The sequence below is a fragment of the Paenimyroides ceti genome, from assembly GCF_030409925.1.
Genome location: NZ_JAUFQU010000001.1, coordinates 1,477,599 through 1,492,030, shown reverse-complemented (window position 1 = coordinate 1,492,030; position 14,432 = coordinate 1,477,599). Strand labels below are relative to the sequence as shown.

At 32.4% G+C, this 14,432-nt stretch carries 14 protein-coding genes; 4 read left to right on the top strand and 10 right to left on the bottom strand.

Going from position 1 to position 14,432, the window contains the following annotated elements; genetic code table 11:
• Nucleotides 1-71 precede the first annotated feature (71 nt).
• From QW060_RS07190 to QW060_RS07175, 4 genes are all read left to right on the top strand, one after another.
• Complete coding sequence (locus tag QW060_RS07190) at nucleotides 72-1,466, top strand: tetratricopeptide repeat protein (RefSeq protein WP_290362967.1); 1,395 nt, start codon at nucleotides 72-74, stop codon at nucleotides 1,464-1,466.
• A gap of 29 nt (nucleotides 1,467-1,495) precedes the next feature.
• Nucleotides 1,496-2,227, top strand: a complete 732-nt coding sequence (locus QW060_RS07185) for a shikimate dehydrogenase family protein (RefSeq protein ID WP_290362966.1) — start codon at nucleotides 1,496-1,498, stop codon at nucleotides 2,225-2,227.
• Between the two features lie 103 nt (nucleotides 2,228-2,330).
• Nucleotides 2,331-4,208 (top strand): DUF349 domain-containing protein, encoded by a 1,878-nt coding sequence (locus QW060_RS07180; protein WP_290362965.1) that lies wholly within the window; start codon nucleotides 2,331-2,333, stop codon nucleotides 4,206-4,208.
• Nucleotides 4,209-4,226: 18 nt separating this feature from the next.
• Entirely contained in the window at nucleotides 4,227-4,838 is a 612-nt protein-coding gene (locus QW060_RS07175; protein WP_290362964.1) for a C40 family peptidase, read from the top strand.
• Nucleotides 4,839-5,100: 262 nt separating this feature from the next.
• Here QW060_RS07175 and QW060_RS07170 read toward each other — a convergent pair whose 3' ends face one another.
• The 10 genes from QW060_RS07170 to QW060_RS07125 form a co-directional block, all read right to left on the bottom strand.
• Complete coding sequence (locus QW060_RS07170) at nucleotides 5,101-5,394, bottom strand: hypothetical protein (RefSeq protein ID WP_290362963.1); 294 nt, start codon at nucleotides 5,392-5,394, stop codon at nucleotides 5,101-5,103.
• Between the two features lie 558 nt (nucleotides 5,395-5,952).
• Entirely contained in the window at nucleotides 5,953-6,618 is a 666-nt protein-coding gene (locus QW060_RS07165) for a hypothetical protein (RefSeq protein WP_290362962.1), read from the bottom strand.
• Between the two features lie 583 nt (nucleotides 6,619-7,201).
• The gene (locus tag QW060_RS07160; RefSeq protein WP_290362961.1) at nucleotides 7,202-8,326 is read right to left on the bottom strand and encodes a TlpA disulfide reductase family protein; all 1,125 of its coding nucleotides are present in this window, start codon (nucleotides 8,324-8,326) and stop codon (nucleotides 7,202-7,204) included.
• Nucleotides 8,327-8,412: 86 nt separating this feature from the next.
• Entirely contained in the window at nucleotides 8,413-8,787 is a 375-nt protein-coding gene (locus QW060_RS07155; protein ID WP_290362960.1) for a DUF423 domain-containing protein, read from the bottom strand.
• A gap of 5 nt (nucleotides 8,788-8,792) precedes the next feature.
• Entirely contained in the window at nucleotides 8,793-9,725 is a 933-nt protein-coding gene (locus tag QW060_RS07150) for a transglutaminase domain-containing protein (RefSeq protein WP_290362959.1), read from the bottom strand.
• Between the two features lie 7 nt (nucleotides 9,726-9,732).
• A complete protein-coding gene (locus tag QW060_RS07145; protein WP_290362958.1) occupies nucleotides 9,733-10,578 on the bottom strand; it encodes a substrate-binding domain-containing protein in 846 nt (281 codons plus the stop codon).
• 101 nt (nucleotides 10,579-10,679) lie between these two features.
• Nucleotides 10,680-12,185 (bottom strand): succinate CoA transferase, encoded by a 1,506-nt coding sequence (locus QW060_RS07140; protein WP_290362957.1) that lies wholly within the window; start codon nucleotides 12,183-12,185, stop codon nucleotides 10,680-10,682.
• Nucleotides 12,186-12,349: 164 nt separating this feature from the next.
• Nucleotides 12,350-13,216, bottom strand: coding sequence for a nucleoside phosphorylase (locus QW060_RS07135; protein WP_290362956.1), 867 nt, complete (start codon nucleotides 13,214-13,216; stop codon nucleotides 12,350-12,352).
• A gap of 11 nt (nucleotides 13,217-13,227) precedes the next feature.
• Nucleotides 13,228-13,578 carry a translation initiation factor gene (locus QW060_RS07130; RefSeq protein ID WP_290362955.1) on the bottom strand — a complete coding sequence of 117 codons (351 nt, stop codon included), beginning with the start codon at nucleotides 13,576-13,578 and terminating at the stop codon, nucleotides 13,228-13,230.
• Nucleotides 13,579-13,583: 5 nt separating this feature from the next.
• Entirely contained in the window at nucleotides 13,584-14,432 is an 849-nt protein-coding gene (locus QW060_RS07125; RefSeq protein ID WP_290362954.1) for an N-acetylglucosamine kinase, read from the bottom strand.

The window sequence follows — 14,432 nt, the reverse complement described above, 5'->3', positions numbered from 1 at the left end:
ACATTTTGTAATGAAGAAATAGGCTCCTATCCTATTTCGTAAATTTATATAGGAACCAAAACCATTTTGATATGTACGTAAATGACGAAGAAGAACATTTTCGTTTATCAATATCTAAATTTGAATCGATGCTCAAGTCAAATAAGATTTTCTTTTTTGATTCTGAGGAATTTGAAAACATCATTCTGCACTATTTAGATTCGGGTAAACTAAATTTGTCAAAAAAAGCATTAAAATTAGGTTTAGAACAACATCCTAATTCTGTCGGACTAAAATTGGTACAGGTAGAATTATTAGTATTTGAAGACAAACTTGATGCTGCAGAACGTTTATTAAACGAATTGGCAGTTATTGATGCAGCAAACGAAGAAATATACATCCAAAGAGCCAATATCTATTCTAAAAAAGGAAATCACGAAAAAGCTATAGAAGCACTCAACATTGCTTTACAGTACACAGATGATGTGGCAGATGTCTATTCTCTTATGGGAATGGAATATTTGTATGTTGATAAACTGGAACAGGCAAGATATTACTTTATAAAATGTCTTGAAAATGATGTGGAAGACCAATCGGCTCTCTATAACATTGTATATTGTTATGACTTTTTGGATCAGCATCAGGAAGCTATCGTGTTTCTCAATGAATTCATTGACGACAACCCATATAGTGAAGTTGCCTGGCATCAGCTCGGAAGGCAGTATATGCATCTAAAAGAATACAAAAAGGCTATAGAAGCTTTTGATTATGCATCTGTTATCGATGAATATTTTTTAGGCGCACATCTTGAAAAAGGAAAAGCGTATGAACAACTCAAAGAATATGAAAAAGCGATTAATTGTTATAATACAACTTTAGAAATTGATGATGCTTCTTCTTATATCTTATTGAGAATAGGTAGCTGTTATGAAGCCTTAAACAAAAACCAAAAAGCCTTAAAATATTATCTGAGAACCGTTCATGAAGATCCATTATTAGATAAAGGCTGGGTAGCGATCACCGATTTATACATTAAAGTCGGAAACTTTCAAAAAGCATTGTTTTATATCAATAAGGCTATTGGTATTGATGAGCAAAATAAATTGTACTGGCGAAGATATGCCGTTATCAATAAAGAATTAGGCTATTATACCGATGCTGAGTACGGATTTAGTAAAGCCATTGCTTTTGGAGACGATTTTCTGGATTCGTGGTTATTCTGGGTAGATGCTTTGTGGAAATTAAATGAAGTTGAAGTGGCCATTCAGAAACTCATAGAAGCTTCAGAAATTTTTCCTGATGAATATGAGATTGCTTACCGTTTTGCGGGGCTTTATTTTACAAATAATGAAATAGAAAAAGGATCATTTCATCTGTCTAATGCTTTGCGTTGGAATTTCAAGAATAAAAAGCTGCTACAGGATTTATTTCCATTAGTTTGGGAAAATCCGGTAGTGCAGGATTATATTAATCTTTTTAAAAAATAAAAATCGCTTAGGCGATTTTTTTCTTTATCATGAAAACATACGGTCTTATGGGAAAGGATATCTCCTATTCTTTCTCAAAAAAATATTTTACAGAGAAATTTAAACAGGAAGGTCTTTGTTCGCTTCAATATGTCAATTTTGATATTCAGGATATTTCTGAGGCACAAGCCATTTTATCCGATAGCACTTTAGGAGGATTGAATGTAACAATTCCATATAAAGAAACGATTATTCCTTTTCTGGATGGTTTATCGCATGAAGCAAGCACTATTGGAGCCGTAAATACCATACGGTTTTTAGATGATGGAAAAAAAATCGGCTATAATACCGATTATATTGGTTTTAGAGACTCCCTTATTCCCTTACTGAGACCATATCATACAAAAGCTTTAATCCTTGGTACAGGAGGCGCCGCAAAGGCGGTTGCTTACGCCTTAGGTGAATTAAACATTCCTTTTTTGAACGTCTCAAGACAGAAAAACGAGGGACAAATCAGTTATGAGGAGATTACCCCTGAAATATTAAAATTGTATACCATTATTATCAATTGTACACCTATAGGTACTTTTCCGAATAAAGAAAATAATATGCCGATAAGTACGGCACATTTTACATCTGATCATCTGGTATATGACTTGATCTATAACCCTGAAATGACTGTTTTTCTGTATAAGGCAAAGGAAAAAGGAGCAATTGTAAAGAACGGATATGAGATGTTGAAAATACAGGCTGAGCATGCCTGGAAAATTTGGAATTTATAATAAATACAAAGGAAATTAATAATTTTATCCCTATTTCTTTGATATTTTAGAATTGATTATTTATCTTTCAAGAAATTTAATGTGTAACTTAAACATTTAGGCGATGTTAGAAGAAAAGAATGATAACCTGCCACAGGCAGACGGACATGATCAGCAAACCCCATCTAATCACGATGCTGTTGAGGCTATTACTCAATCAAATGCTGAAGAAAGTGAAGATGTGTCTATTGATGAGACCAGTGAAATTGCAGTTGTTGACTACGAAAATCTTACCATGAGTGAGTTGATTGTAGAGCTTGAAAATCTGATGAATAACCATAAAGTAATGGCTATTAAAGATCAGGCAGAAGCCATAAGAAAAGCATTTTTTCATCAATACCACAATCTTATTGATGAAAAGAAGCAAGTTTTTTTAAGTGAAAATCCTACAGCAGCAGATAGCGATTTTTCTTATGAGTTTCCTCTAAAAAATAAATTTGAAAACATATACAATACCTATCGCGATAAGAGAAGTCAGTATCATAAATCCATTCAGGACTCTTTAAAAGGAAATTTGTCAAAAAGAATGGCCATTATTGATGAACTGAAAGAACTCATTGATAATACCGAAAATTATGCTACTGCTTTAAAAGATATACAGAATATCCGAGATCGTTGGAAAAATGCAGGACCGATACCTAAAGATAATTATAATCACGTTTGGAATAATTTTCATTTTCATATCGAACGTTTTTACGACCATCTGCACTTAGACAGAGAAGCCAGAGATCTTGATTTTAAATTTAATCTGGAACAAAAGCAAAAACTTATCGAACGTGCAAGAAAATTACTGGAAGTAAAAGATATATCTAAATCCTTCAGAGAATTGCAGACCCTTCACCGTATTTGGAAAGAAGAAGTAGGACCTGTATCAAGAGAATACAGAGAAGATATATGGAATGAGTTCAGTGAAATAACCAAGCAGCTTCATGATAAAAGAGAAGCTTATTTACAGGAATTCCGCGTAAAAGAAGAAGCAAATCTCGCGATCAAACAAGATTTAATAAAAGAAATAAATGCTATTGCAGAAAAAGGAGCTACTTCTCACAAAGAATGGCAGGATGCCATAAATAAAATTAATACACTCAGAGATACGTATTTCAATACCGGAAAAGTTCCTTTAGAAGACAATGAAACTACATGGGCACAATTTAAAGAAGCTACGAGAGTTTTCAATATGCAGAAAAATGCATTTTATAAAGATATCAAAAAGGACCAGCAAGAAAATCTTAATAAGAAACTGGCCTTGATTGAAAAAGTAAAATCTCTTTATGAAAGTGATGATTTTGAGACGGTCACTCCTATCATGAAGCAGATTCAAGAAGACTGGAAAAAAATAGGACATGTGCCAAGAAAGTATTCCGATCAGATATGGAAAGATTTTAAAGCCACCTGTAATCATTATTTTGATCGTTTACACGCTCAGAAAAATGAATCTATTTCCGCAGAAATGGAAAATTTTGATAAAAAGAAGCAATATCTGGAAGATCTGAAATCTTTTGAGCTTCAGGGAGATCACAAAGAAGATTTGGAATCGATCAAAAAGCATATCGAAAACTGGAAAAATATTGGACCTGTTCCTCAAATGCGCAGACATATTGAAGGGAAGTTTAATAAAATTCTCGATGCCTTATTTGACAAATTAAGCATGTCTAAAAAAGAAGCGGAATTGGTAAAATTTAACAATCGTCTGGAACAGCTTGCAGAAAGTGATGATGTGAGAAGAATACAGAATGAATTCGTTTTCATACAACGAAAAGTGGATGAAATACAAGCTGAAATTTTTCAATTAGAAAATAATATTCAGTTTATCTCCAGTGCAAAAGCAGATAACCCACTGATTAAAGAGGTTAATAAAAACATTGAACGCCACAGAGATGAATTGAATTTATGGAAAGATAAATTAAATCATTTAAGAAGAATTACAGATTCTAATAAATAATTAAGCATAAAAACCGGAATGTTATTCCGGTTTTTTTTATTTTTGATTATGCGTATACAACATTTTATATACTATACTCTCCTATGTTTTGTTTTGGTCGGATGTGGTGCCTCAAAAAACAATAAAAAGCGATGGAATCAGAAAACAACTTCTTCTACGTCTTATTCTGATGCAAGCGGAGCCAGAGGCACTTTTCTTAAAAAAAGAAACAATAGTCTGGATGATTATGCTGATGTTTTAGGAGTTTCTAAAAGTAGTTTAAAAAATAAAGAACTTTATTATTTTATTGATGAGTGGCTCGGAGCTCCTCATAAAATGGGAGGCTTAACCAAGTCCGGTATCGATTGCTCTGCTTTTATAGCAGAGGTATATAAAAACATTTATAATATACAGTTACCCCGTACTTCAAGAGATATGGCAGAACATATCAAAAAAAAGTATACCAAAGATCTTAAAGAAGGTGATCTTGTGTTTTTCTCATTTGGTAAACGATCTATCGATCATGTCGGCATATATCTTCATAACAATAAATTCCTGCATGTATCAACTAAAAAAGGAGTCATAATTTCCGATATTACAGATCCATGGTATGGAAAGTACCTCGAAAGATGTGGTAGTTTTAAAAAATAAAACGGTTACACCAAGTGTAACCGTTTTATTTTTTTTATAAGTATCCTAATAAGTAGAAAATAATTATAAATACGATGATGGTACCAAAGCAGCCTAAGCCTGCTTTTTTAGCACCCCATCCTGCGATAAGGGTTTTAAAAAAATTGTTCATAGCTTTTATTTTTCAATAAATATAAGCATTTTTCAGTATATATTGCTTGCTTTTTCTTCTTTGTTGGCTCCCTATAGCGATAAAATATTGGAAACTTGTAATGAAGCTATTTTAAAAAAACAATTGCTTAATAGTCGAATCAAATATAATTACCAAAGTCACGAATCTGAGGACCACATTATAAAAGTAGTAATTGAATTTGAATTTATTTATAACCCATTGATAAACAAAGTATAGCGTACAGGCGATTGTTGCCAGTATAAGTTGAAGCCATCCGGATTCATAAAACACCATAAAAAATTGAGAACTTCCTATTGCTGGAATTTTTACTAATACCCAAAATAGAAAACACAATAGCAGTATTTGACTTAATATTTTACCAGTAGTGTTTATTGTACTTTTCATCATCTCCAAAATTAGTTTAACTCTTCTATTTCCCTCAGTACCGTCAGGTTTACAACCAAAATCACAATACCTTTTTTCACATTGTGTACAAGATAATCTGAACCTAATTAATACTTATATCTTCATGAAAGACAAAGAAAGTTTTATCAGTTAAAAAAAAATGTAGGACTTAATGTTCCTTCAATAGTAGCTGTATTATTTTCTATCGCTCTAATGTTAGCGGCTACAGCTGATTTTAAATAAGAAATTATGGAATATAATTCTAAATTTAAAGATTGATTTTTTATTTCATAAATATATTTTAGAATATATTCTAAAAGCTATAAACACAATTAATGCAACAATTACTAATAATATTCTTTGCTTAAATTTATTAGTTTTATTTAATTTATCAAATTGTATAAGTTTTTTTAATTCAAAAAAAGCTAAAATAATAATTAAGATAAAACAAATAATTTCATACCATATGCTTTCAGTAAATCCTTTTATTTTAAACAACTTTGGTGAAAAATATAATAATAAAACTATTATGAAATATATCTGAATTTTATTTCTCATCTATAGACCTTTTAAACAATCTTTATAATCTACTTCGGCATCTTTTATACAATCTGTATGTACCATCATAACAGCTACAAGCCCTAATCCACATATAACTGGACCTCCAACACATCCAAGAAGAGCCAAAGCTCCAGTTTTATTTGAATTTCTTTCGCAACGTGATCTATCCTTTTCTCGTTGATGCTCACATTTGCCGGTAACCTGATAGTTATTGCTAAACATTTGATCTATATATTTAGTCAAAATTGCATCTTGTTCTATTTTGTCTAATTTAATAAAAGTTGGATTTTTCGAATGCAATATTTTACTATTTTCAACTTGAAGTAACATTAACTCACCTAATTCATTAAATCGTTTTACACCAGATTCTTGCAAAATACTTTTAAATTCATCTTCAGAAGTGATATCTTTTGATAAGTATTTATCTAAGATTTTACTATTTATATTTGTTTCACTTTCTAAAATAGAAAAAATTTTATCATTTATTTCTATATGTTTTTTTACAAAATCATATACATATTCATCATTACTTGCACTGTATCGGTTTAAAGCTTTTGGAAACATTTCATTATCTGAATTTTCTTCAGTATAATTGTCTTGTGAACAAGATATAAAATTTAAAAGTGCTAATGTGACAACAAATCCTAATATTTTTTTCTTCATAATGATAAATTGTATATGTTACTTTACTATTTTTATTAAGTAACAGGATTATTAAATTATTATTCCTGATAATTAATTCTGAAAATATCAGGCAATTTTCAAAATTCTACAAAATAATCTCAAAAAGTGTAGAATCATCTTGAGATTAACGTTTCAGTTTTTTTCTGTTAGAATGCTAACCGTTTCTTCAATTTCCTTGATTAGTTAAGTTTCATATCTGCAAGCGATTTTCCGACAAGGCTATTCAAAATTTTCTACCAATATATAATTTTACTGCTCTAATTCCCTTTTATCTAAATATAATATCTTGCAAACTCTAATCCTTTACTTTCTCTTGTATTTCCAATCATCATCCGAATTATTAAATGCATATATTAATGAAAAAAATTTAATTTTCAGTATAACTTATTAAATTATTTTTAAATTATAATATCAAAAGTATTAAGTGGGCTATAATATGAAATAAATGCTCTTAAATGAGGTATAACCGTAAATATCGAGCAATGTATTAATGTATAAAAACTATAGAATAAAAAAAACACCTTCAATGAAGGTGTTTTTTTATGTTATGTTTTAAGAACTGTTATTTTAATAGTTCAGCAACTTTTGCCTCTAATTCAGCGCCTCTTAAATCTTTAGCTACGATTACTCCTTTAGAATCTAAGATAAAAGTAGCAGGAATTGAACTGATTCCATATTGTTTAGCAATAGGATCCTGCCAAAATTTTACATTTGAGATTTGTGTCCATGCCAACTGGTCGTCAGCAATAGCTTTTTTCCAAGCATCAGCATCTTTATCTAAAGACACTCCAATGATAGCTAACCCCTGATCTTTGTATTGGTTGTATAATTTTACTACATTAGGATTTTCCTGACGGCAAGGACCACACCATGATGCCCAGAAATCAATGATGGTAACTTTACCTAAACTTTCTTTTAAAGAAACTGTTTTTCCTTCCGGATTCGGAGCAGAAAAGTCAGGTGCTACTTTACCTATTTCTACTAATCCAAGTTCTTTCATTTTTTCTGCTAATTTTTTTCCTCTTGCAGTTTCCTGAAGATCTTTATCCAATGCTTTGAAATATGTTTCTAACTCAGCAGTAGTAATTGTTTTTGATTGTGATAACTGCTCTAATAAAATCAATGAAATAAAAGCATCTTTATGTTTTTTTACAAAATCCTGACTTTGAACTTTTAATTTGTCAGAGATTTTTTCATAATCATTCATCAAAGCTTCCATAGCTGCTTCATCATTACTCATTTGAGCCTGTTGAATTTTAGCCATGTTATTGGTTTGAAAATCTCTTAATTCTTTCTGAACTTTAAAAGCTTCAACATTATAATTTGCTAAATAATCGTTATTTTTTGTTCCGGTAACTTTAGCATCTTCCGGTTTTTCTTTATTATAATCGAAAGTAATGGTTCCGTTTTCATAGATAAAAGGTACCACAAATTCTTGTGTTCCTCCGATTTCAATAAATTTCAAATCCATTTCTTTAGCAGCGCCTTTCATCACGAACTTCCCGTCTTTAATCTCCGTTGAGTCTATTTTAGCCAAACCGAAATTTGCGTTTTCATCCTGAGAACTGATGTATACTTTAGTACCATCTTCAAAACCAGTTACTTTACCATTGATTGTGTAACTTTCTTCTTTATTGCAAGAAGTAAAAGCAATTGCAGCAATTGCAAAAACAAATAATTTTTTCATTTATAATTTATTAAAATTTTTTTTAATTTTAAGGAAACAAAATTATAGAATAATCATACTATAATCAAATTTTTAAGACTCTTTTATTACAGAAAATTCCAAATTAATAAAATCCATCCCAATACCAACAACAAACCTCCTATTGGAGTGACTGGTCCAAGCAAGCTGATTTTTTTATTTAAGGCTGCTGAAATCGATAATCCGTAAATACTGAAAGAAAATAAAATAATTCCGATGATGAAACTATTAACCATAATATTCTGATAGACCGGTACAGAATCACTGTTAAATCCAATGATTAATAATACAATGGCATGATACATCTGATATTTTACTCCTGTTTCATAATTTTTGAGCTGTTCTTCATTCATGATCTTTTTGAGTGCATGTGCACCAAAAGCTCCAAAAATAACAGCCAATGCTCCAAATGTGGCTCCTATGGTAATAATTGATTGATCCATGGTAATTAATTTAATGTTAATGCTCCTAATATTTCTTCAGACATAAACGGTCCTCCCGGATAACGGGCTGTATAATCAAGATTGAGCCATACATTTCCTCTTTCGTCTATATGATAATGTATTTCCTTCCCTTTGCTTTCTTTAACAAATAACACCTCTTTAATCAGATAAACGGCATTTTCCAAATCTGCTTTTGTACCTATCAGCATTTCTGGATATATATGCGCTTTGGTATGTATAAGCCTTGGAGTACCTCCTACTGAACGGATTAACGAAGCCATGAGTATGGCATGGTCTTCGCAATCACCTGAAAAATGTTGTAGTGATTCGGTCGCTGTAGCAATATATTCTCTGTTTTTGGGATCATTTACATAATTCCATCTGCTCTGTACTTCTTTAAAAACAGCAAAGCACTGAATCATTTGACGGTATTCTCTAAAACCTTTGACATCTCTGAAATGTTTGGTTGTAGCAGTCAATGCAAAATTCCGAACTTTTGGATTATCATATTCAATGGAATTCAGTATTTTATTTTTATTCGGAAACGGCAGTAATTTAGAAACAATTACATCCTGCGGATTCGGATTTTCAGACATAGCATATATCATAGATCTATAATCTTCGTATACAGCATTGAATCCGTATCCCTGAAACAGGGTTCCGTAAATCAATACTCCGAGGTATAAAATGAGTACAAAAAAGATAAACCGCTTTACCAGTTGAAAAAGAAGCTGCATCACTGCAGTAATGGCAAGAAAAAGTAATATGCGGTCTAAATGAAACGGCCATTCAGGATCTATCAGGTTTTGATGCAGAATGATAAAAACCGGAATAAGAATAAGAATATTCAGCAATAGTATGACAATACTATCCCAGGGCTTAGGCAAAGTAAAGCTTTTAATAATTCTTTTAAACTTATTTGGTTGTTTTTCTGTCATAAATCCTTTAAAGGATTACTTCGTTATATTTCAATTCGTCAGTAATAATATCTAAATCTACTAATTGTTTTTGAATTTTTTCGAATTTAGAAGGGGTTATATTTTTTTGTGACCAGGTAGTCATCTGTAACCATTCGCGGATGTCCTCTACTTTTTGATTATACCGTTGGGCAAGTGTTTTATCAATACTCGGAATCATCTTAAACTCTGCTGTTGTGGCATTGATGATTTCCATAATATGCCGAACCGCCGATTTGTTTTCCTGTAAAAATTCTTTGCGTGCAACAACTACAAAACAAGGCCATGGAGTGGGACAAACTCCTATTCTCCTGAAAACTTTCTGATCTACTATAGGTTGTGTCATAAAACGATCCCACATAAAATAATCAGCCTGGTGGTCTGTTAATGCCTGAATGGCACCATCCAGTGTATTTACAATTTCATAGCTTAGATTTTCGGTGTCCCAACCGTTATTTTTAGCATTGACAATAGCCATGAGTTGTGAGCCTGAACCTTTTCTGCTTATGGCCACCTTCTTATGTTCTAAATCACTTATGGCTTGATACGGAGCATTATAGGCAACATGGATTCCCCATTGCAACGGTGAACTTACATATTCCTGTACAATAACTGCATCATTGCCATTACTGATGTCTTTGAAGATACCTTCTGTCAATATAACGGCTAAATCAGTCTGATGGTTACGCAGCATTTCACACATTTTACCTGTTCCTTCAGGAACATCTGTCCATTGCAAATCCAACCCTGCTTCTTCAAACTCACCGTTTTCAATACACAATTGCCACGGAAGATTGAAATGTTCAGGTACACCGATAATTTTAACCGTTTTCATACATAGAAATTTTAAGCTAATATAATAAACGTAACGCTTACTTTTTATAAATATTAGGTTAAAAACAAAAAGACATTCAAATTGAATGTCTTTTTGTTTTATTATTTTTTCATGGATTTTGTTTCATTAAATCTCACATGAAATTTAAAAGCTTCTTCCATAATATGAGGAGTATGTCCGCCTCGCTGTTTGGCTCTTTCAAAATAATCTCTTATTTCTTCTTTATAATCCGGATGTACACAGTTTTCTATAATCACTTCTGCCCTTTCTCTTGGAGCAAGTCCTCTTAGATCAGCCAGTCCCTGATCGGTTACGAGTATATCTACATCATGTTCTGTATGATCTACATGTGATACCATAGGCAGTACATGCGAGATATTGTTTTCTTTGGATGCCGCTTGCGTTACAAAAATACTCAGATAGGCATTTCGCGCAAAATCTCCCGAACCGCCAATACCATTCATCATTTTGTTTCCACCAATATGAGTTGAATTTACATTTCCGTAAATATCAAATTCAATGGCTGTATTGATACCTATGATTCCCAATCTTCGTATGACTTCGGGTGCATTGGATATGTTTTGCGGACGCAGGATCAGTTTATCTTTATATTTTTCAAAATTGTTTAATAGATTGGTATAGCATGATTCAGTAACTGTAATAGAAGAACCTGAGGCAAAATCCATATTTCCGGAATCAATCAATTCAAAAGTACTGTCCTGAAGCACTTCAGAATACATGGTAAGATTTTTAAAATTACTTCCTTTAAAGCCTGTCAATACTGCATTTGCTACTTTTCCGATACCTGCCTGTAACGGCAATAAGGCATACGTAAGCTTTCCGTTCTGAACTTCTTTTTCAAAAAAGTTTAAAAGATGTTTAGAAATGGCTGTTGTTTTTTCATCCGGTTCAGCTATTACTGCAGGCTGGTCTAATATATCTGTAAATACTACCCCGATTACTTTTTCAGGATCTATGGATATATAAGGCGTACCAATGCGGTCTGTTGGAGTGTGAATGTTGATCACATCTCTGTCAGGATAAGAATTAGGTACTGTATTATCATGAATTCCTATAAAATTTTTAGGAACCAGTGTATTGATTTCAATGATTATTTTTTTAGCAGAAGCAGCGAAAAAAGCCGAATTACCAATGGAGGTTGTTGGATAGATATTTCCGTTTTCATCTACGCTGGAAGCTTCGATAATGGCTATATCTACCGGAGCGATATGACCACAGATTAATTGTTCTACCGTTTCACTCAAATGCTGATCAACGTATTTTACCTGATAGTCATTAATGCTTTTTCTTAGTGTACCATCTGCCTGAAATGGCATTCTGCGAATCAGTGCGTGATTGGCAGCCAGATCTGCGTCTGTTGTATGTCCTAAAGAAGCTCCGGTAATTAATGTAATCGCAATTTCTTCTTCTTTTGCTCTTTTTGCAAAAGCAGGTAATACCGATTTACTGTCTCCGGCTTTTGTAAAACCACTGGCGCCTACTACAGCTTTGTCAGGTATTAACAGAGCAGCTTCATCTGCTGATATAATTTTTGTTTTATATGAATCAAACAGAATCCGGTCTAATTGAATTAACTCCTTTATCATTTTTGTATGCTTTGTTTTTTTATGTTTCAAAAATAGCAATTACTTACCAATTGGCCTTTGCTAATAATTATATTTTTATTTTTTACTTTATTATTGCTTATATCAATAAAATTTTAAGAAATAAAAATAGAACACAAAAAAAATAGGCTTTAAAAAAATCAATACTAAATTTTATCTAAAGTGTAAATGATGAGTTTTTCAACAGTTTCATATGGATTATCGCTAAACGTACCATTTTTCCTGTTGGCAATGATTGCATTTAATGATAGTGAGTGATGACATAATAACTTTGACAGGCCGTAAATAGCTGCTGTTTCCATTTCTAAATTTGTTGCTTTATGAGTATCAAATTTAAAACTGTCTATTTTTTCATTCAACATTTCATCTTCTACTGCAATTCTTAAAACACGTCCCTGAGCTCCGTAAAATCCACCAGCCGTTATGGTAATCCCCTCATGCATTTCTGAAGATCTGAATTTAGCAATTAACTCTTGATCAGCCTCTATTGCATAAGGCCTTCCTTTGATTGCATTCCATTTTGTATGCTGAATAAAAGCATCTTCCATCGCTAAATTTGTGTGTCCTTCAGAGCGATAGCTGCGGAGCATATTATCCGTACCAATGGCTGCTACTGACATGAGAAGGCTGCCGACTGGAATATGCTCCTGTAACGAACCGGATGTTCCCACACGAATGATGTTCAGTGCAGTGAGTTCTTGTTTTATCTGGCGTGTTTCAAAATCAATATTTACAAGTGCATCCAGTTCATTAAACACAATATCAATATTATCAGGTCCAATACCCGTTGAAATAACACTTATTCTTTTTCCTTTATAGGTTCCTGTATGCGTTACGAATTCTCTTTTCTGAGTTTTGAATTCAATAACATCAAAATGCTTACTGATTTCTTGTACTCTGAATTGATCACCGACAAAAATGATGTTCTGTGCTATATGTTCGGGTTTTAAATTAAGGTGGTAAATACTGCCATCCGGATTTAAAACTAATTCTGATGCTTTTATTTCACTCATTTTATATGATTTTAACTCCCTACTCTTTTTACTTTATATCCTTTTTTCACAAGAAAATCCATTATTTTGTCTCGAAAATTACCCTGTATAATGATTTCTCCATCTTTTACTGAACCACCAACCCCACATAGTGTTTTCAATTCTTTACCCAAAATTTTTAGATCTTCTTCGGCTCCCTGAAATCCTTTTATAACAGTTGCTATTTTACCAGCTCTGTTTTTTTTATCGAGATGTGCTTCAAGTCTTTGATCTTTTGGATCAAGTGTTTCTTCGATTTTATTTGTATCTTGAAATTCAAAATCTTTATTTGTTGAAAATACGAAGCCTCCTAAGTCTTCTAAACTATTTGTTTTTTTTGCCATGTTTTCTACATTTTATGATACTGGATCAATCCGTCTAAAGGCTTTTGTATGATGTTGCCTATGGTTAAATTATTCTGATGTAAGACCGCCGTAAATTCTTCTTTAAGCAGGTAAGCTACTGAACCAACAAAGTGAATAGGTACTCTTTGGTGTACTTCAAACTGCTTGATATAATGATTGATAAAGAAAATAATCTTATCATAAATAAGTTCTTTAAAAAACGAATGTTCTTTGTGTTGAATAAGAAAAGGCAGAAAAGAGGCCAGATAAGCATTCGGATTTTCCAGTTTATATAAATTTTTCTTTACAACATCTGAATTCATTTCATACTTCTCTGCAAATTCTTTTGCAAGATGCTCAGGCATGGTTTTAAAATAATATGCCCTGAGCATTTCTCGTCCAAAATCGACACCGCCACAATCATCCATTGCCATATAGCCTAATGAATCAACCGCCTGAAAGACCTGCTCTCCATCAAAATAAGAACAGTTAGAGCCTGTGCCATTGATACATACTATAGCGGGTTCCAGATTTGAACTGGTAGCGTATACTGCTGCAAACGTATCTTCCTTGATATCAAATTTATGGGTATGATCAAAACAATGCATTAAAGCAGTACGCATAAAGTCTTTTGAACGCGGAGTACCACAACCCGATCCGTAAAAGAAAATTTTTTCAATTGTATCTTTACAATCTGTCAGTGGCTGGCATTCCTGTATGCGGTCAATCAGATCCTGAATATTTAATACTTCAGGATTGAGTCCTTTTGTGGAATAGTGTTCAATATATCTATTATCCTTATCAAATAAAATCCAGTCTGCTTTTGTAGAACCGCTGTCTACTACAATTTTCAT